Annotated in this window: 19 protein-coding genes and 1 pseudogene; 2 read left to right on the top strand and 18 right to left on the bottom strand. The window is 61.7% G+C overall.

Features of this window, described 5'->3' with window-relative positions; translation table 11 throughout:
- Window positions 1–427 precede the first annotated feature (427 nt).
- From AC07PQ_RS07955 to AC07PQ_RS07900, 12 genes and pseudogenes are all read right to left on the bottom strand, one after another.
- Window positions 428–1,255 carry a formyl transferase gene (locus tag AC07PQ_RS07955; protein WP_493184929.1) on the bottom strand — a complete coding sequence of 276 codons (828 nt, stop codon included), beginning with the start codon at window positions 1,253–1,255 and terminating at the stop codon, window positions 428–430.
- 377 nt (window positions 1,256–1,632) lie between these two features.
- Window positions 1,633–1,917 carry a DUF3077 domain-containing protein gene (locus AC07PQ_RS07950; protein ID WP_493184930.1) on the bottom strand — a complete coding sequence of 95 codons (285 nt, stop codon included), beginning with the start codon at window positions 1,915–1,917 and terminating at the stop codon, window positions 1,633–1,635.
- Window positions 1,918–2,156: 239 nt separating this feature from the next.
- Window positions 2,157–2,567 (bottom strand): hypothetical protein, encoded by a 411-nt coding sequence (locus AC07PQ_RS07945; RefSeq protein WP_253363850.1) that lies wholly within the window; start codon window positions 2,565–2,567, stop codon window positions 2,157–2,159.
- A 24-nt stretch (window positions 2,568–2,591) separates the two neighbouring features.
- Window positions 2,592–2,981, bottom strand: a complete 390-nt coding sequence (locus AC07PQ_RS07940) for a hypothetical protein (protein WP_493184931.1) — start codon at window positions 2,979–2,981, stop codon at window positions 2,592–2,594.
- Window positions 2,978–4,438 carry a PAAR domain-containing protein gene (locus AC07PQ_RS07935; RefSeq protein WP_493184932.1) on the bottom strand — a complete coding sequence of 487 codons (1,461 nt, stop codon included), beginning with the start codon at window positions 4,436–4,438 and terminating at the stop codon, window positions 2,978–2,980. The genes AC07PQ_RS07940 and AC07PQ_RS07935 overlap by 4 nt, the downstream gene beginning before the upstream one ends.
- Before the next feature lie 188 nt (window positions 4,439–4,626).
- Entirely contained in the window at window positions 4,627–4,866 is a 240-nt protein-coding gene (locus AC07PQ_RS07930; RefSeq protein ID WP_007931838.1) for a pyocin S6 family toxin immunity protein, read from the bottom strand.
- 87 nt (window positions 4,867–4,953) lie between these two features.
- Window positions 4,954–5,193: pseudogene (locus AC07PQ_RS07925) on the bottom strand (pyocin S6 family toxin immunity protein).
- Between the two features lie 17 nt (window positions 5,194–5,210).
- Complete coding sequence (locus tag AC07PQ_RS07920) at window positions 5,211–5,453, bottom strand: pyocin S6 family toxin immunity protein (protein WP_007931843.1); 243 nt, start codon at window positions 5,451–5,453, stop codon at window positions 5,211–5,213.
- A gap of 16 nt (window positions 5,454–5,469) precedes the next feature.
- On the bottom strand, window positions 5,470–6,561 hold the full coding sequence (locus AC07PQ_RS07915) for a colicin E3/pyocin S6 family cytotoxin (protein WP_007931845.1): 1,092 nt from the start codon (window positions 6,559–6,561) through the stop codon (window positions 5,470–5,472).
- Between the two features lie 140 nt (window positions 6,562–6,701).
- Window positions 6,702–7,205: an RES family NAD+ phosphorylase gene (locus AC07PQ_RS07910; RefSeq protein ID WP_493184933.1), complete on the bottom strand. Its 504-nt coding sequence runs from the start codon at window positions 7,203–7,205 to the stop codon at window positions 6,702–6,704.
- Window positions 7,205–7,801 carry an Xre family toxin-antitoxin system antitoxin gene (locus AC07PQ_RS07905; protein ID WP_087087677.1) on the bottom strand — a complete coding sequence of 199 codons (597 nt, stop codon included), beginning with the start codon at window positions 7,799–7,801 and terminating at the stop codon, window positions 7,205–7,207. The genes AC07PQ_RS07910 and AC07PQ_RS07905 overlap by 1 nt, the downstream gene beginning before the upstream one ends.
- Before the next feature lie 139 nt (window positions 7,802–7,940).
- A complete protein-coding gene (locus AC07PQ_RS07900) occupies window positions 7,941–8,243 on the bottom strand; it encodes a hypothetical protein (protein ID WP_493184934.1) in 303 nt (100 codons plus the stop codon).
- Between the two features lie 200 nt (window positions 8,244–8,443).
- On the opposite strand from AC07PQ_RS07900, the gene AC07PQ_RS07895 reads away from it, so the two are divergent.
- Window positions 8,444–9,277: a DeoR/GlpR family DNA-binding transcription regulator gene (locus AC07PQ_RS07895; RefSeq protein ID WP_007931857.1), complete on the top strand. Its 834-nt coding sequence runs from the start codon at window positions 8,444–8,446 to the stop codon at window positions 9,275–9,277.
- A 21-nt stretch (window positions 9,278–9,298) separates the two neighbouring features.
- Here the strand turns inward: AC07PQ_RS07895 and AC07PQ_RS07890 are convergent, their stop codons facing one another.
- From AC07PQ_RS07890 to ltnD, 6 genes are all read right to left on the bottom strand, one after another.
- A complete protein-coding gene (locus tag AC07PQ_RS07890) occupies window positions 9,299–9,712 on the bottom strand; it encodes a hypothetical protein (RefSeq protein WP_007931859.1) in 414 nt (137 codons plus the stop codon).
- 165 nt (window positions 9,713–9,877) lie between these two features.
- Window positions 9,878–10,660 (bottom strand): 2-oxo-tetronate isomerase, encoded by a 783-nt coding sequence (gene otnI / locus AC07PQ_RS07885; RefSeq protein ID WP_493184935.1) that lies wholly within the window; start codon window positions 10,658–10,660, stop codon window positions 9,878–9,880.
- Between the two features lie 19 nt (window positions 10,661–10,679).
- On the bottom strand, window positions 10,680–12,140 hold the full coding sequence (locus tag AC07PQ_RS07880; RefSeq protein ID WP_493184936.1) for a GntT/GntP/DsdX family permease: 1,461 nt from the start codon (window positions 12,138–12,140) through the stop codon (window positions 10,680–10,682).
- Between the two features lie 175 nt (window positions 12,141–12,315).
- On the bottom strand, window positions 12,316–12,966 hold the full coding sequence (gene otnC / locus AC07PQ_RS07875; protein WP_493184937.1) for a 3-oxo-tetronate 4-phosphate decarboxylase: 651 nt from the start codon (window positions 12,964–12,966) through the stop codon (window positions 12,316–12,318).
- A complete protein-coding gene (gene otnK / locus AC07PQ_RS07870; RefSeq protein ID WP_493184938.1) occupies window positions 12,963–14,255 on the bottom strand; it encodes a 3-oxo-tetronate kinase in 1,293 nt (430 codons plus the stop codon). The genes otnC and otnK overlap by 4 nt, the downstream gene beginning before the upstream one ends.
- A gap of 10 nt (window positions 14,256–14,265) precedes the next feature.
- On the bottom strand, window positions 14,266–15,171 hold the full coding sequence (ltnD, locus tag AC07PQ_RS07865; RefSeq protein ID WP_493184939.1) for an L-threonate dehydrogenase: 906 nt from the start codon (window positions 15,169–15,171) through the stop codon (window positions 14,266–14,268).
- A 478-nt stretch (window positions 15,172–15,649) separates the two neighbouring features.
- On the opposite strand from ltnD, the gene AC07PQ_RS07860 reads away from it, so the two are divergent.
- Entirely contained in the window at window positions 15,650–16,003 is a 354-nt protein-coding gene (locus AC07PQ_RS07860; protein WP_007931870.1) for a hypothetical protein, read from the top strand.
- The last annotated feature ends 52 nt before the right edge of the window (window positions 16,004–16,055 follow it).

Below are 16,055 nucleotides of genomic sequence, written 5' to 3'. Positions count from 1 at the left end.
AAGGGGCGCTGTTGCGCCTGTATCAAGTCGGGCGACCAAACCCGATCGCTGAGTTGGCAGCGACGATCAAAGGCTAGTCTCGGGCTCTATACAGGGCAACGACAAAGGCGTGGCAGTTTATGTCTAACCCCATCGTCTTGGAAATATCTGGAATGCGGTCACTCAGGGCGGGCTGCGCTCTGCGCGGGGTATCGAGGAGTCGGCCTATCCGGCCAGGGTCGCAACTGGAAACACAGTCATGCAACCGCTCACGCGAGACGGTCAGATTCAACGCTGGAAAAACGCCAGATCAATGCCTCGCCAGCCCGGTGAACCTCTTCCTTCCACCGGGCTATGGCATGTGGACCACCGCTCTGCGTGCCTCTCGTGACCGGATGTTGGAGGCAAACCGCACGATATATCTGGAAGCCTGGCGGACGTTCAACGCTCAAAGCGTGCGCGTGCGCAACGGAAAGCCGTACAACTCGAAAAGATCCCAGACGTCCTCGCGATCGAAGAGCCGCCACCCCAGTGTGGTGAAGCGCATCAGGTCATCTTCGCTGGGAAAGGAGTAGTAGGCCCCTGCGGATGGATCCTGAGGCGCCCCCTTCATGGGCTCGCCGCGCTCCAGGCGTCTGATTGCGTCCAGGATGAGGCGCGCACCGGGTTGATAAAGTGCAAGGATGTGCCACAGCAAGGAGCGCTCCTTTTCGACCGTCACCCGCGCAGTCTCAATGATGCGCCCCACATCAATGCCGGGACTGTCTATCCAATGGAGCGTACAGCCGATCTCCGGGTCACCATTGAGCAGCGCCCGGAACGTCGCGAGAACGCCTCGATAGTGAGGCAAGAGGCCAGAGTGAAGGTTGAGGACGCCGCGTGACGGAATGACCAACGCTTCATGGGAGAGGATTTGACCAAAGCGGATTGAGACAAACAGATCCGCTCCCGCCTCCTGCAGCATTTGCAGGCCCACCGGGTCCCGCAAGCTGGGCAATACCCGCACAGGAACCCCAAAGCGTTGCTGCAGTTCTGCAAAACCGAATCGATGCCCGCTGCCGACCTGGTCGCTCGATCCGCTCAACCCCGGAGCCAAGGCATTGAAGAGGTCCTGCTCGATCAATGCGAGTTGCCCGAGCATGCGGGGTACCTTGCTGCCCGTTCCCACTCTCTCCGAGAGGAAGATCCCCACTGTGCTCTCGTGAATCTCGGGCAACAGGAAGTTGAGCGTGAGGTTGCTCTCCACATCTCGGTTCACCAAAAAAGCGATACGCAACTTCAGACCTCCAACAGACTGACCTTGAGAGGCAGCGACGGTCAACTCAACCCAAGCGGATCGATCCCACTCCCATTGTTTTTCCACGACGGAAGAGGGAAAGCCCGATCTGCTCAATCAATTTCGGCATCAGACCTAGCATAGTTGCTCTTTTGTCATCGCTAAGTCCCCGGGCAGCTCCCGACCGATACGGCGCCCCAGCAGCAACTCGAACGGCTGCGAGAACAGGTCCTGGATGGCCCGGCCGCAGGGAACGCCGACGGTCATTGCGATCCATCGGCTTCGTTCCCTGAAAGATAGTCGAACCAGACTTTGGGAAATCGACGCCGCTTCCCTGCCACCCAGAAACGACGCCCTGCCCAACATCCCCCTACCTGTTAAGCCTGCAACACCTCCTCTTCCCTCAGCCCCAATCCCACATCATCGATCACCGCCTTGCCCATCTCCGCCAGAAAGTGCGCGGCCCAGGCGTAACGTTCGCCCTGCTCTTCCATGGCGGCATCGAGGGCGAGTTTCTTGGCGTAGTACAGCAGGGTCGAAGCGTGTTCCAGGGCTTGGTACAGAGGTACGTTGGCGTTGACGCGAAACAGGGTTTGGTCGCCATCGCCGCAAGGGCCGAAGGTGACGAAGCCGAGGGTTTTGACCGGGGTGGAGGTGCTCATAGCGCACCTCCTTTTGCTCTTGGGAAGCAGACGTAATTGAGCAGGAAAAGGAGATTAGAAAAGCCGCGATCTGCGGACGACTTGTCGGCGCACATGATTGAACTCCATATCGTTGCGCCTGTATCAAAACGGGTTACCAAGCCCGATCACTGCGTTTGCAGCGACGATCAAAGGCTAGCTCTGGGCTCGATACGGGGCAACGACAAAGGCGTGGCAGTTTATGTCCGAACCTCGGGGCCTTAAAGTCCGCCTTTTTTTACATAGTTCCAACACACAACCATTGCTCCGCCGACCAAAAAACCACCCACGGCCAACGCAATATTCACGATATGCAACAGGATCAGCTTGCGCTTCAGGGTCGATGGAAAAGCGTCCAAGTCCGCCTGACTGACTCCGCCGTGACGAAGATAGATTCCGGGAAATGTCATGATTCCCGCAATCGACGCCGTGAGCATGACTGTCCCCCACGGCCCGACGTGCATAAGAAACCTTCTTTGCTGTATTGCTTGGCAATTCTCAAGATGGCCCAGCATTTCCTCCATACGTGAATACCCGACATACAGAAAAACGCCCATCAGGGCAAAGGCACCAACAAGTATTCCGGCAAATGTGAATGCAAGCACAACTGCCGCCAGGTTAAGCAGGCCCAATTGAAAACCTCATAACGCCACTTATCACGGCCTGATCAACTTCAGAACAATAAACTCAACTATTAGACAGACCAGGAATACTAACTGCATGTTAAACATTGCAATCAGTCTCCGCTTGAGCGGCTCAGGAAAATCATCTACATCACCAGCATCCATCATCCCCTTTCTAATTTGATAGTTAGAGTATGCCAAGGCGCCCGAAATCATCCCAATCATTAAAAAGCGCCCCCAAGCGCCCATATAAAGATAATACCTTTGATTACTTACTACTTTGCAGTTTTTTACATACCCCAAAATCTCATCCATTCGGGTGCAACTCAGATAGAAATACACCCCTGCAGTAACTCCCCCACCCAAAAACGTGGCTACACCCAAAAAGGTAAGCACGTATTCCGCCGTACTTAACTTACTCATTGCCCGACCTCATAAATATTTTCTCCGAGGAGTTCTCCGAAGGCGCCTCCACCCTTCCCTGCCAAATAGCTCCCCGCTCCAACCACCACCAAGCCACAGACAACACCGCCCATCCCCCCTGTAGGAACAGCAACTGCAGCACAGATGGAAGTCATAGCCTGGGTTAAAACCGGGCTGGCGATTGCCCCTCCGAACACCCCACCAACAAAACTCCCCACCTCAGTAAACTTCACCTTCTCGCAAGCCTCTTTATTCCCCGCAGAACAAACATCCTGAACTTTCACGTAAGACACTCCACCGCCCAAAGCCGTGCCAATCCAGCCACCATACTTGAGCACTGTGGAAGCCTTCGACACGCCCTCGATATGCGTCGCATATCCCGGTATCTGCCCCGCTGCTCCCGCTTTGGTCCAGTGATGAACCAGGCTGCGGCTGGAAATTCCCAGGGCGGTTTTCAGGTCGGGGTGGTCAGGAAAGGCGATGCTCATTTTCGTGATGGCGGTGAGGTTTGCGTCCAGCCGGGCGAGCAGCGCCCGCCGTTCGGCGAAGAACTGGACGCTGCGTAGATGCCCATCCCGCAGGAAGTAGGTTTGATGGAGGGATTCGATGGCCTGCAAGGTTCTTTTAATGCCGTCCAGATGGTTGCCGGCGGCAGCGGTCGCGACCCCAAGGTTGGTTGAGCCATAAGACAGCACGGACTCGATCTGCTGCCGGTACTGGACCATAAAGGCCGCCTCCTCGGCCGTGAGGGTGTCCAACGCGGCGCTGACCTTTTGCGCTGCGTCCATCAGCAGGGCTTCTTCCCGGCTGCACTGATGGTTTTCGGGATGGCTGAGGACCACCATCTGGCCGGGTTTGGCGGTGTCCGTCAGTTGGGGGTTGAGCCGACGAAACTTCTCCAGGAGGGCCGCGTCGGGCCGACCGAAAAGCACCACTTCGAGGGCTGCACGGCTCATCGGGGACTGAACGATATAAAAGCCCGGCTCTACGCCTTGTTGCGACAAGCGAGCGGGCGCTGACAGCGCCGTTTCGCTGATGGGCGCCAGCCCCTTTACCTGATCGCGCGGCAGTGAATCTGCGAATTGGTTTTGCGAATATCCCCGCCTGATCGCTTCGGCCCATTGCTGGGTGTTCGCCACAACTTGCGGCACCAAGGCGGTGGGAACAGGGACCGCTGGCTGATTATCCGAGAGGACAGAAGATTGAGTGGCGACAAGACGGTTAGAACCTACAGGGCAACCACACTGAACGGCGCACCCTTCCACCGCGATAGCCTGTTGGTTATCCAGCCATGTGTTATGGCCCTCCGCGATATACCCCACCGACTGGCATACCGGGCACCACACTGGGTCGGTGATGCGTGCAACTTTGCGGTACTCAACGATGGTCGTTGACGAACCTGCTATAACCTTCCCACCCGTCGTGGTCGGGTCTCCTTCCCTGATGACATAGGCCATGAGTACATCCTGAGTGTCTGAAAAATTCAGGCACCGACCCTATCAATGCAGAAAAGTCGTAAATATCAGAGCTTTCCCAAACCTCCGTACTAAAAACCTTTGCTAATCGTAGGGGACGAGAAGAACGATCAGAACTTCCTGATTTCGCCCTTCAATGGGTCGACAGGGATCACGGATGATGGGTGGAGCTACGCCACCACGCCAATAAACAAATCGAGGTGATCGGGTAAGGATTCTTTGATGGCTGATGCTATCTGTCTGACCTGCTCCTTGGTGAGCAGTAGCTCGCCATCAGCTTCGGCCGCCAAGCTCTGCCAACCCAATATTTCCATTACGGCCTGTTCAAACTCAGATGAGACTTTCAGCTTGTACTGCAATGAGTCGTCGTTAGCTTCGTCAGGTAGAAAGCCTGTGATGCGCAAGTACATAAAACGCCTCTTCATTTGAGTGTGGTTCTTCCCTGCGCAGAGCGTCCTACTCATAAACGTTCCTGAGCTATCGCCCCAACAATGGCGCTACGCGACGACATCTATAAACAAATCAAGGTGATCGGGTAAGGACTCCTTGATGGCTACGGCTATCTGACTGACCTGCTCCTTGGTTAGTGGCAACTCACCATCAGCCTCAGCGGCTAGGCTTTCCCAGCCCAAGATGTCCATTACCTTCTATTCAAATTCTGGAGCGACGCCCAGCTCATATTTTAATGATGTGTCATCAAAGCCATCGGGTAAAAAGCCGGTGAGGTACAGGTGCATAGACCGCATCCCAGTTTCTAGGCAAAAACGCTAATACAGATATCCAGATCACTCGGTATGGGTTTTCCAAGCACATTCTCAATCTGCCTGACTTGTGCTGCGGTTAACTCCATAACGCCATGTCTCACGCCCTCTTCGAGGGAGCCCCAGCCGACCAGATCAAGCACGGTCTGATTGAATTCCGGTGCTACGTCCAGTTCAAATTGCACAAATTCATTTTCGTGACCATCGGGGAAAAAGCCTGCAATACATAAATACATGAACTACTCCTAACGATTACTTTGGGGTTGTCCTACCCGGCTTAGCCGGTTTGGTCTGTTCCCCTGTCTCGGGGTCATACTCGCCTAGATGCTTACCCCGTTTGTCGTACATCTCAACAGTCCCATGCTGACTGTCCCATTCGTAAATTTTTCCTGAGCTATCCACCCAACGGTGTCGCTTCCCTCCGCCCCCTTGAATTGAGGCTTTCGATTTGGCCCATTTGGCATCAGGAAAGGCCGTCAGTCCTTTAGGGGCGGGATGATAGCTATGGTCCCCCGGAACACTCAGCGAAATATAAATCGGCTGAATACCCGTGTTGGGAAACCAGATGATCGCGTCTTGGTAGTCGGGGGGATGCACTGGGTTGACCAGTATCTTATCGGCCTGCTCAGTGGGAGGAAAAACCCAGGTCCCGGGCTTCAACGAGGCGCCTTTCAGCGCGGGGATGCCTAGCACAGTGCTTGGATCAGTTGCCGGAGTCCATATGAGCTCAGTGCAGTTCCCCAAATCCGCTACCCGTTGATCTCCTCGCGCTTGAGCCGCAATTACGGGCACCTTCTGCCACTCTGCCTTGGTCCCGGTATAGAACCCATATACGCTCACAGAGCCATCCGGCAGGTGTTTTACGTTGACCCGTACACGGGTGTTCCCTTGGCTTAACTGCGCGTATTGCTCGGAGGTATAGAACGCACTGTCAGCTGACGTATCGTCAGGCAGCAGTAATGCCGCGAAACCCACAGCTGTCGCTGGACCGGCCAACGCCAAGGTGCCTCGAAGGCGGGCTATGAGGGCGGCAGCACTGTCCGAGCCACCAATCCATTGCAGTAGGGTCCCGCTTGCGGATATCACTGGACCGGTGCCCATCACCACATAGGTACCGTACTGATTCAGTGACTCGACAGGTACAAAGCCGCCTGGGTTGCTGTGGTTTATCACCCCATTGGGCAAGGTACAGGACTTGGCGAAGACACAGCCAACAGAACCAGGTTTTGCCTCTGGTTTAGCTGGCAGATCTTTGTATTCGGCCCAACGCTGTTCACCGATATCGACAGGCTCCACGCCTCTATTGCGATAGCCCTTCGGGGCGTTGGGTACATAGCCGCTCATCCGTGTCCACTTCCACATCGTCCATAAAAAAGCCCCCATCAAGATGGGGGCAAGTTTGGTTGCAGTTGGCAACGGAACGTTACGCTAAGTGGCGACAGCCGGGGTGTAGGAAGATTCTGAAATTGCTCGGTGCTGCTGCGCTACACGACACGCTCCGGCGGACTCAACCGCCCATCCAGCGCAAAGCGCTCCTGCAACACCAGCTCATACAACCCCGTGGCCAGCAAGGGGTTGATCAGCAGGTTCCAGCTATGGCGCGACACGCTGGAGGGGATCAGCACGAAGGCGTGCTGCTCCAGCAGGCTGGCGCCGAAGGCTTGTTGGCTGTGGCTGGGGGTGCCGGGGATCAGCCAGTTGGGGTTGGGGATGTCTTCGGGGCGGACGGTGTGGACCCGCGACGGCTCCAGCACCCGGGCCGCGGTCAGGGTGTGGGGCAGGCAGTCGAGGGCCTTGAAGCCCTTGTGCACCGCCACTTCCAGGATCGCGGTCGAGGCGTCCAGGCTGGCGTACACCACTTGCACCCCCTTGGGGTTCCAGCGTCCGCCGCTGCCTTCGGCGCCAATGCCGCTGTTCCAGGTCGAGGCATGTCGGGCCTGGTCGAGGCGCCAGAAATGCAGGGCCGGGGCCAAGGGGTCAGTGAGCATCAGTAGACCCCGAACTCGAGCCGGTGCAGAAAGTCCGTCACCAGTTCATAGCCCACCGGGTTGGCCAGCAGGTCGATGGGGACTTCGCCATCCAGGCCCAGCGCCGGCTGGGTCATCCAGTCTTCGGCCAGCGCCCGGGAGCCCAGCACCGCCTCGGCCTTCTCCAGCACTTGCGCGTAGTGCAAGGCGCGGGCGCTCTGTTCGGGGGTCAGGGCCTGGTCCTGGTTCTTCAGGCGCCGCGCCAGGGTGCGCTCGGAAAACCCGACGATCTTCGCCAGCACGTTGTAGCGCTTGAAGGCCTCGACCGACTCCACCAGCTCGATCACCGCACCCAGGGAGAACCCCAGCTGGGTGGCCCTGAACACCGCCATAGGGTCATCGGCGTCAGTGCCCGGCAGCAGCCCGCGCACCATGGGCGAAGGCAGCGCATAGACCGCCGCCTCTTCGCGCAGCAGGTTGGCCTTGGGGCCGCGGATGCGGCTGGCGGAGGGCTTGCGCGGTTCGACCTTGGCGATGGCCTTGGGCGCACTGCCCTTGGCCTTCTCAGCCTCGGCCGAAGGTTTCACGGTGGCGGTTTTCTTGGCGGCGGCGGTCATGATCATCTCCCGGCCTGATGACAGATGGCATTCACTTTAATGCCATTTGGCAAAAGAAAGAACCACCAGCTTACCAACGGTCGTCAGGCCCCGGTGACGCTTCGCGCAATGGCGCAGCCCCTGGACGCAAAGGCGCAGCTCAGCCCAGCGCCCCTGCGATATCCCCGGCAGCGACCGGGTTGTCGCCCAGCCACAGGCTGTTGTCGGCCAGGCGAATGCTCAGGCAAATTGCCTCACGCTCTCCGGGGTACTTGCGCAACAGCAGTTCCACCGCCGCCGTCGATGACGAGCAGGACACCAGATCCCACGGCCCGCCACTCAGGTCCAGCACGACCCGGCCATCGCGAGCATCCACCACCCTGGGTGCATACACCCAATGGCTCATGCGCATTTCATGGGGCTCGACGCTGATCGTCAGGTGTTCATAACGTCTGGGGTCCATGACCGCTCCTTGGTAACTGCTTGCCGGTCGATAGCCGTCACGCGCAATGCAGGAATATCGCGTCATCGTTCTTCGCGCGCAAGCTGCGCTCCTACAGAAGCAGAGCCATGCGGCCCTATATGGGTTCTCGTCCACGCCTCGCGGATTCGCTACTATGTCCGCCAGTTACCTGCCTTCTGCCCAGCCACTGCGGAGCCTCAATGCCCAACCCCAAGGACATCGCCAGCGATAGCGGCGCCCCGATGATTCCCGAGCAGCGTCGCGAGCTGATTCTGCGCCAGTTGCGCAAGCACCAGGTGTTGAGCGTGCATCAGTTGATGGAGATGTTCGACTGCTCGCACATGACGGTGCGTCGCGACATTGCCCTGCTGGAGCAGGAAGGCCGGGCCTATTCGGTGACCGGTGGGGTGCGCATCGCCAGCCAACTGCACAGCGAGCCGAGCCACCAGAGCAAGGCGGTGGTCGAGCTGCCGCAGAAGCAGGCCATGGCGCGGCTGGCGGCGCGTTTGCTGCACGCGGACATGACGGTGTACCTGGACGCCGGCACCAGCACCCTGGAGATCGTGCCGTACATCAAGGCGCTGTCGGGCATGACCGTGGTGACCAACGACTTCGGTATCGTCCAGGCGCTGATGGAGGCGCCGCAGGTGACGGTGATCCACACCGGCGGCCAGCTCGACCACGACAACCATTCCTGCGTCGGCGGGCTGGCGGTGGCGACTCTGCGTCAGGTGGTGACCGACATCGCCTTCATGTCCACCAGCTCCTGGGACCTGCGCCGCGGCATCACTACGCCGTCGGCGTTGAAGGTCGAGGTCAAGCAGGTGGCGATGCAGTCGGCGTCCCAGGTGGTGCTGGTGGCCAGCAGTTCGAAGTACGGCACCTTCAGCATGTACCGCATCGCCGGGCTGGAGCAGTTCGACGTGATCATCAGCGACGACGACCTGGCCCAGGCCGCGGCGGACGGGATTCGCAAGCAAGGGGTGGAATTGCTGCTGCCGTCCGACTCGCAAGCGGTTGCCGCGAAAGACTGACAGCCGCTGCGCGGGTGCCGCTCACCGGTGCTGCTTTCTGAACCACAGCACGCAGGCGATATCCCGCAGGTCTTCGCTCAAGCCGTCAAGGGCCACCCGGGTGGTGCGGCGAATGCGCCGCAGCCACTCCACCACCGCGCACAGGCTGGCGAAAAAGAACAACAGCACGAACAACTGGCGTAGGCCAAAGCCCTGGTCCAGCCCTTGGGCGCGGAAGTGGTTCCACAGCCAGAGGCCGCAGGCGGCGCTCAGCACCACCAGCAGCACGCTGGCGATATTGATCCACTGACCAAGAATGGTGGTACGCCGGGCACGGCGGTATTCACGCTCGATGCGCTCCAGGGTCACGGTGGGGATCTGTTCCCAATGCAGATCGTGCGGGCGACAAGGCGCGTCGTCCAGGCCCGACTGATCGACGAATATCGACTTTTCCATGCTCCCCGCTCCCATTGATGGCACCAGTGATGGCCCTGGCGACAGGGAGCCAATGTACCCGCAGCTGGGGAGCGAAGGCCGACACCTCCAGAAATGTTCAGATTCCCGCAGAATCGCGGTTTTCGGGCGGCGCGCGCTACCCCGTGGCGCCGCCCCGCCCGCCCCTCAGAAGGCTTTCCAGTCCCGCAGCCATTGCAGGCCGGCCGAGGTATCGCCCCGCGGCCGGTACTCGCAACCGACCCAGCCGTCGTAGCCCAGCTGGTCCATCAGCGCGAACAGGTAGGGGTAGTTCAGCTCGCCCAGGTCCGGCTCGTGGCGGTCCGGCACGCCGGCGATCTGGATATGGCCGATGCCGGCGAAGTCGCGACGCAGCTTGGTCGCCAGGTCGCCTTCGACGATCTGGCAGTGGTAGCAGTCGAACTGCACCTTGAGGTTGCTCGCGCCGACTTCCTTGCAGATCGCCTGGGCCTGGTCCTGGCGGTTGAGGAAGAAGCCCGGCATGTCGCGGGTGTTGATCGGCTCCAGCAGCACCGTGACCCCGACCTTGGCCGCCTGGGCGGTGGCGTAGGCCAGGTTCTCCAGGTACACCGCGTGATGGCGTTCGCGCAGCTCTTCCGAGGGCAGCAGGCCGGCCATCACGTGGATGCGCGAGTTGCCCAGCACCGCGGCGTATTCCAGGGCGCGCTCGAAGCCGGCGCGGAACTCCGCCTCGCGCCCCGGCAGGGTCACGGTGCCCCGCTCGCCCGCCGCCCAGTCGCCGGGCGGCGCGTTGAACAGCGCCTGGACCAGGCCGTTGTCGCTCAGGCGCTGCTTGAGTTCCTGGGGGCTGTAGTCGTAGGGGAACAGGTATTCCACCGCTTCGAAACCGTCGGCCGCCGCGGCGGCGAAACGCTCGAGAAACCCGTGTTGCGGGTAGAGCATGCTTAGGTTGGCAGCAAAACGAGGCATGTTGGCTCCTAAAAACGGCTCAGACAAAAGGCCAGATCAGCAAGGTAATACAGAAACCCAGGGTACCGAGCAAGGTAGTGATCACGGTCCAGGTGCGCAGGCCGTCGGCGACGTTGAGCCCGGCGAGCTTGGTGAAGATCCAGTAGCCGGCGTCGTTGATATGCGACATCGCCAGCCCGCCACCGCCCATGGCCAGGCACAGCAGCGCCATGTGGTTGGGGGTCAGGTCAAGGGTGGCGATCAGCGGGCTGATGATCCCGGCGGTGGTCACCAGGGCCACGGTGGTCGAACCCTGCACCGCGCGCAGCAGCATGGTCAGCAAAAAGCCCAGGGCCAGCACCGGCAGGCCGGTGGTGCGCAGCAGGTCGGAGACCACCGCGCCGATCCCGGTGTCCACCAGCACCTTGCCGAACACCCCGCCGGCCCCGGCGATCAGAATCACCATGGCCACGCCCGGCAAGGCCGAGCCGATCACGTCCGACACCTGGTTGCGGCTCCAGCCACGGCGCGAACCCAGCAGCCAGGCGCACAGTAAGGTGTCGATCAGCAGCGCCACAAGCGGCGCGCCGAGTACGGTCATGACACCGCGCAAGGTCGATTCGGCCGGCAGCAGCGAGGTGGCCAGGGTACCCAGCAGGATCAGCACGATCGGCAGCAGGATCAGGCTGACGATCAGGGCGAAACCGGGCGCGGGTGCTGGCGGCAGCTTGGCGACTATGGCGCTGGTGGACTCTTCCAGGCCCATGTGGGACACAGCCACCGCGGCCTGTTGCTGGTCCTTGGCATTGCCGTTGGTCCAGGCCAGCAGGTCCTCGTTGGTCACGTGGGGGCCATAGACTTCGGCGCGGATATCGTCGGTCATCGGGTAGAAGCGCCGGGTCATGCGCCCGGCCACGCGGTAGCCGACGTAGCACAGGAAGGCGGTGATCGGCAGGCCGAACATCAGCACCCGGCCCAGGTCGGCGCCCAGCTGGCTGGCCGCGGCCACGGCGCCCGGATGGGGCGGCAGGAACGCGTGCACGGTGAGCAGCGCCGCGCACATCGGCAAGGCGAACACCAGCAGCGGCTTGCGCGCCCGGCGAGCGACGCCATAGGCCAGCGGCATAAGGATGATCACCCCGACTTCGAAGAACACCGGCACGCCGATGATGAACCCGGCGATGGTCAGCGCCAGCGGCGTGCGGCGGTTGCCGAAACGCTCGATCAGGGTCTTGGCCAGGGCCTCGGCGCCGCCGGACAGTTCGATGATCCGCCCGATCATGGCGCCGAGGGCGATGATGATCGCGATATGGCCGAGGGTCTTGCCCATGCCGCCTTCGATGGTCGCCACCAGGTCGGCCGGTTTCACCCCGGCCACCAGCGCCACCAGGATGCTCACCAGCATCAGCGCGACAAAGGGCTGGAACTTGTACTTGAGCACCAGGAACAGCAGCAGCGCGATGCCCGCGCCGGCCGTCAACATCAGGATAAGCGGGCTCATTGCGCGGCCCCTCCCTCATAAGAGAAAGAAGCGCCGGTGAAGCCAAAACAGCTGCAGTCAGGGAACGTCATGCGGGGATGTCCTGTTGTTATTGTTTTTTAAAGGCAAGCCGGGGCCGTCGAGAGCCTGAGGACGACTCCCGGGCGGTGCTTGCAGTGTCGTTTACAGCGGCGCGCTACCAGTGCGCGCCGAAGGTCTCGCGCAGCTCATCCAGGGCTGCCTGATCCAGCGGCGCGGGCTTGGGGTTGCTCATCAGCCAGAGCCGCGCGGTTTCTTCCAGTTCTTCCAGGGCGTAGCTGGCCTTGGCCACCGAGCTTTCCCAGACCACCGGCCCCAGGCGTTCGAGCATCACCCCGCGCACGCTGTTGGCCAGTTGCGCCACCTGCTGGGCGACCCTGGGCGAACCCGGGCGCTGGTAGCCGATCAGCGGAATGTGCCCGACCTTCATCACCTGGTACGGCGTCAGCGGCGGCAGGATGTCGTCCGGCTGCCATACCCCGGCCAGGGTCAGCGCCACCAGGTGGGTGGAATGGGTGTGCACCACGCCGCCGACGCCCGGGTTGCGGTCATAGACCTGGCGATGCAGGGCCAGGGTCTTGGATGGCTTGTCGCCGGACACCCACTCCCCCGCCAGGTTGACCTTGGCGATGGCCGCCGGGTCGAGGCGGCCGAGGCAGACGTCGGTCGGGGTGATCAGCCAGCCATCGTCGAGGCGCGCGCTGATATTGCCGGCGCTGCCCACGGTGTAGCCGCGCTGGTAGAGGCTGCGGCCGACGTCGCAGATCTCTTCGCGCAGGGCCTGTTCCTTGTTCGCCGCGGCGCTCATCGGGCACCTCCGGCCAGTTGCTTGAGGGCCTTGGCGAAGAAGTCGCGGCTGCCGAAGTTGCCGGACTTCAAGGCCAGCGCCAGCGGCTCGGCGGCGTTGCTGAGGGTGGCCGGCACGCCCGGGTCGATCTGCGCGCCGATCTGCAACAGGTTGACCCCCAGCGCCTTGACCACCGCGCCGGAGGTTTCGCCACCGGCAATCACAAAACGCCGCACGCCGTTCTGGCGCAGGCCCTGGGCTATCTCACCCAGGGCGTTTTCCACCAGCGCCCCGGCGCGTTCGACGCCGAGCTGCTGTTGCACCGCCTTGACCTCGGCCGGGGTGCTGGTGGCGTAAATCAGTACGGTTTCGTCACTGTCGCGGGCAAAAGCCAGGGCGTTTTCCACCACCGGCTCGCCGGCGGCCAGGGCCATGGGGTCGATGCGCAGGGCCGGACGGTCGGCCTCCAGCCAGGCCGCGACCTGGCCGATGGTGGCCACCGAGGCGCTGCCGGCCAGCACCACTTCGCCGCCTGCAACGGTCGGCAGCGACGCCGCGTCGAAGTCGCGCAGTTTGCCGGCGCGGCGGAAGTTGCCCGGCAGGCCCAGGGCCAGGCCCGAGCCGCCGGTGAGCAGCGGCAGGTCGGCGCAGGCGCTGCCCAGGGTGTAGAGGTCCTGGTCGGACAGCGCGTCGGCGATGGCCATGCCGACGCCCTGCGCGCGCAGTTCGGCGATCTTCGCCCGCACCGCCTCGACGCCCCCGGCGATGCTGTCGTAGCGCAGCAGGCCGACTTTCAGCTGGGTCTGGGCCTGCAGCACGCGCACCAGGTTGGCGTCGGTCATCGGCGTCAGCGGGTGATGCTGCATGCCCGACTCGCTGAGCAACTGGTCCTGGACGAACAGGTGGCCGCGGAAAATGGTCCGGCCGTTTTCCGGGAACGCCGGGCACGCCAGGGTGAAATCACTGTTCAGGGCCTTGAGCAGGGCCTCGCTGACCTGGCCGATATTGCCGGCGGCGGTGGAATCGAAGGTCGAGCAGTACTTGAAGAAGATCTGCTCGCAGCCCTGCTCGCGCAGCCAGTCCAGGGCCGCGAGGGATTCCTCGACCGCCTCGGCCACCGGCGTGGTGCGCGACTTGAGGGCGATGACGATGGCGTCGGCATCCAGCCCGGCCGCCACTTCGCGGCTGGGGATGCCGATGCTTTGCACCGTGCGCATGCCGCCGCGCACCAGCATGTTGGCAAGGTCAGTGGCGCCGGTGAAATCGTCGGCGATGCAGCCCAGCAACGGGCGTGCGGTGGAATGGGTCATGGAGCGTTCCTCAGACAGGGTCGGGCTTGGCGGTCGGCAAGTCGATGCCCGGGAAAATCTTGATCACCGCCGAGTCGTCCTCGCGGCCGAAACCGGCGCTGGAAGCCTGCATGAACATCTGGTGCGCAGTGGCCGACAGCGGCAGCGGGAATTTGCTGGCACGGGCGGTATCCAGCACCAGGCCCAGGTCCTTGACGAAGATGTCCACCGCCGACAGCGGTGTGTAGTCGGCCTTGAGGATGTGCGGCACGCGGTTCTCGAACATCCAGGAGTTGCCGGCGCTGTGGGTGATCACTTCGTACAGGGCGTCGGCGTCCACCCCTTCACGCAGGCCCAGGGCCATGGCTTCGGCGGACGCGGCGATGTGCACCCCGGCCAGCAGCTGGTTGATGATCTTGACCTTGGAACCCAGGCCATGGGCGTCGCCCAGGCGATAGACCTTGCCCGCCATGCCGGCAAGGATCGCTTCGGCCTTGGCGTAGGCGGCAGCCGGGCCGGAGGTCATCATGGTCATCTCGCCGGCGGCGGCCTTGGCCGCGCCGCCAGAGATCGGCGCGTCGAGGTACAGCAGGCCCTGCTCGGCCAGGCGCTCGCCCAGTTCCACGGCGTAGGTCGGCGCCACGGTGGCGCAACCGATCACCAGGCTGCCGGCACCCAAGGCCGACACGGCGCCCTCTCCACCGAACAGCACGGTTTCGGTCTGCTCGGCGTTGACCACTACGGTGATGATCACATCACAGGCCTCGGCCATCCGCGCCGGCGACGCGCAGGCCACCCCGCCTTCGCTGGCGAACTGTTGGATGACCGCTTCACGCACGTCACAGGCATGCACCTTGAAACCCGCGCGCAGCAACGAGCGGGCAATGCCCAGGCCCATCGCGCCCAGGCCGACAACACCGACATTCTTGTTATTCATGGGGTACTCCAGGGGTGACAGCAGCCTGGTCCACGCCGGCAAGGCGCGGGCGGCGGGCCGCAGGATGAATGGGAGCACGGGCGGCGGGGGCGACAGGGTCGCCTGGCGGGTGAATCGAGACCTTGTCGGACATCGAGGGCCGTCCTGTGATTTGTTGTTATCAGGTTGTGGCCGATCATCTACCAATGAACAGATTATGTGAAGTATTTTTTCAATCTAACATTTATTAACATTGTCGAACATGAGCTCCAGGCAGCTCATGACAGCCTTGCAGCCCGCGCAGAATCAAACGGACGAGCGGTAGCCCATTGCGACCAGCGCACTGATCTGCGTCAACCAAGCGTCTACACTCGAGACCGATGCTGTTAGGCGCAACATCACCGATCAGTGGTACCGCCCTTCATCGCCCACCCATTGACGGTGGGCGTGGGACGGCGCTGTATGGTCAATCCGCAATGCTTGAACAAGGATATTCAACATGGCAAAGATCAATGTATTGGCTGGTGATTTTCTACAAGGGAATGGCGAGTACCGACAGGGCGTCTTCAAGTTGCCGACCGTGACCAACCCCTCCCCGGGCGTCGAGGTCAAAGCCTCCGCATTCAAACACCTGGAAATCGCGACACAGGACAGCATCACCAACAGGGACGCCATTGGCTACGGCATCGCCGGGGCCATGCTGCTGGGTCCGGTGGGTGCGCTTGCGGGCTACCTGATAGCCGGCAAAGAAACCGAGGTGACCTTCATCGGCACCTTCAAGGATGGCCGCAAACTGCTGGCGGCCACAGACAGCGAAACCTACCGGGATATCGAAAAACGACTGACAGCCTAGGGTCCGTCGCCTGCCCATGCCCGCAACCTCAGGCATGGGCTTCTCCCCTTCC

It is taken from the genome of Pseudomonas sp. GW821-FHT09E12 (genome assembly GCF_059416085.1).
This window is presented reverse-complemented; position numbering and strand designations above follow the sequence as displayed.

Excerpts from the sequence above, each read along its gene's own strand:
- AC07PQ_RS07950 (WP_493184930.1), bottom strand. The coding sequence starts at position 1,917 with ATGAGCACCTCCACCCCGGTCAAAACCCTCGGCTTCGTCACCTTCGGC.
- AC07PQ_RS07940 (WP_493184931.1), bottom strand. The coding sequence starts at position 2,981 with ATGAGTAAGTTAAGTACGGCGGAATACGTGCTTACCTTTTTGGGTGTA.
- AC07PQ_RS07935 (WP_493184932.1), bottom strand. The coding sequence starts at position 4,438 with ATGGCCTATGTCATCAGGGAAGGAGACCCGACCACGACGGGTGGGAAG.
- AC07PQ_RS07930 (WP_007931838.1), bottom strand. The coding sequence starts at position 4,866 with ATGTACTTGCGCATCACAGGCTTTCTACCTGACGAAGCTAACGACGAC.
- AC07PQ_RS07920 (WP_007931843.1), bottom strand. The coding sequence starts at position 5,453 with ATGTATTTATGTATTGCAGGCTTTTTCCCCGATGGTCACGAAAATGAA.
- AC07PQ_RS07915 (WP_007931845.1), bottom strand. The coding sequence starts at position 6,561 with ATGAGCGGCTATGTACCCAACGCCCCGAAGGGCTATCGCAATAGAGGC.
- AC07PQ_RS07910 (WP_493184933.1), bottom strand. The coding sequence starts at position 7,205 with ATGCTCACTGACCCCTTGGCCCCGGCCCTGCATTTCTGGCGCCTCGAC.
- AC07PQ_RS07905 (WP_087087677.1), bottom strand. The coding sequence starts at position 7,801 with ATGACCGCCGCCGCCAAGAAAACCGCCACCGTGAAACCTTCGGCCGAG.
- AC07PQ_RS07900 (WP_493184934.1), bottom strand. The coding sequence starts at position 8,243 with ATGGACCCCAGACGTTATGAACACCTGACGATCAGCGTCGAGCCCCAT.
- AC07PQ_RS07895 (WP_007931857.1), top strand. The coding sequence starts at position 8,444 with ATGCCCAACCCCAAGGACATCGCCAGCGATAGCGGCGCCCCGATGATT.
- AC07PQ_RS07890 (WP_007931859.1), bottom strand. The coding sequence starts at position 9,712 with ATGGAAAAGTCGATATTCGTCGATCAGTCGGGCCTGGACGACGCGCCT.
- otnI (WP_493184935.1), bottom strand. The coding sequence starts at position 10,660 with ATGCCTCGTTTTGCTGCCAACCTAAGCATGCTCTACCCGCAACACGGG.
- AC07PQ_RS07880 (WP_493184936.1), bottom strand. The coding sequence starts at position 12,140 with ATGAGCCCGCTTATCCTGATGTTGACGGCCGGCGCGGGCATCGCGCTG.
- otnC (WP_493184937.1), bottom strand. The coding sequence starts at position 12,966 with ATGAGCGCCGCGGCGAACAAGGAACAGGCCCTGCGCGAAGAGATCTGC.
- otnK (WP_493184938.1), bottom strand. The coding sequence starts at position 14,255 with ATGACCCATTCCACCGCACGCCCGTTGCTGGGCTGCATCGCCGACGAT.
- ltnD (WP_493184939.1), bottom strand. The coding sequence starts at position 15,171 with ATGAATAACAAGAATGTCGGTGTTGTCGGCCTGGGCGCGATGGGCCTG.
- AC07PQ_RS07860 (WP_007931870.1), top strand. The coding sequence starts at position 15,650 with ATGGCAAAGATCAATGTATTGGCTGGTGATTTTCTACAAGGGAATGGC.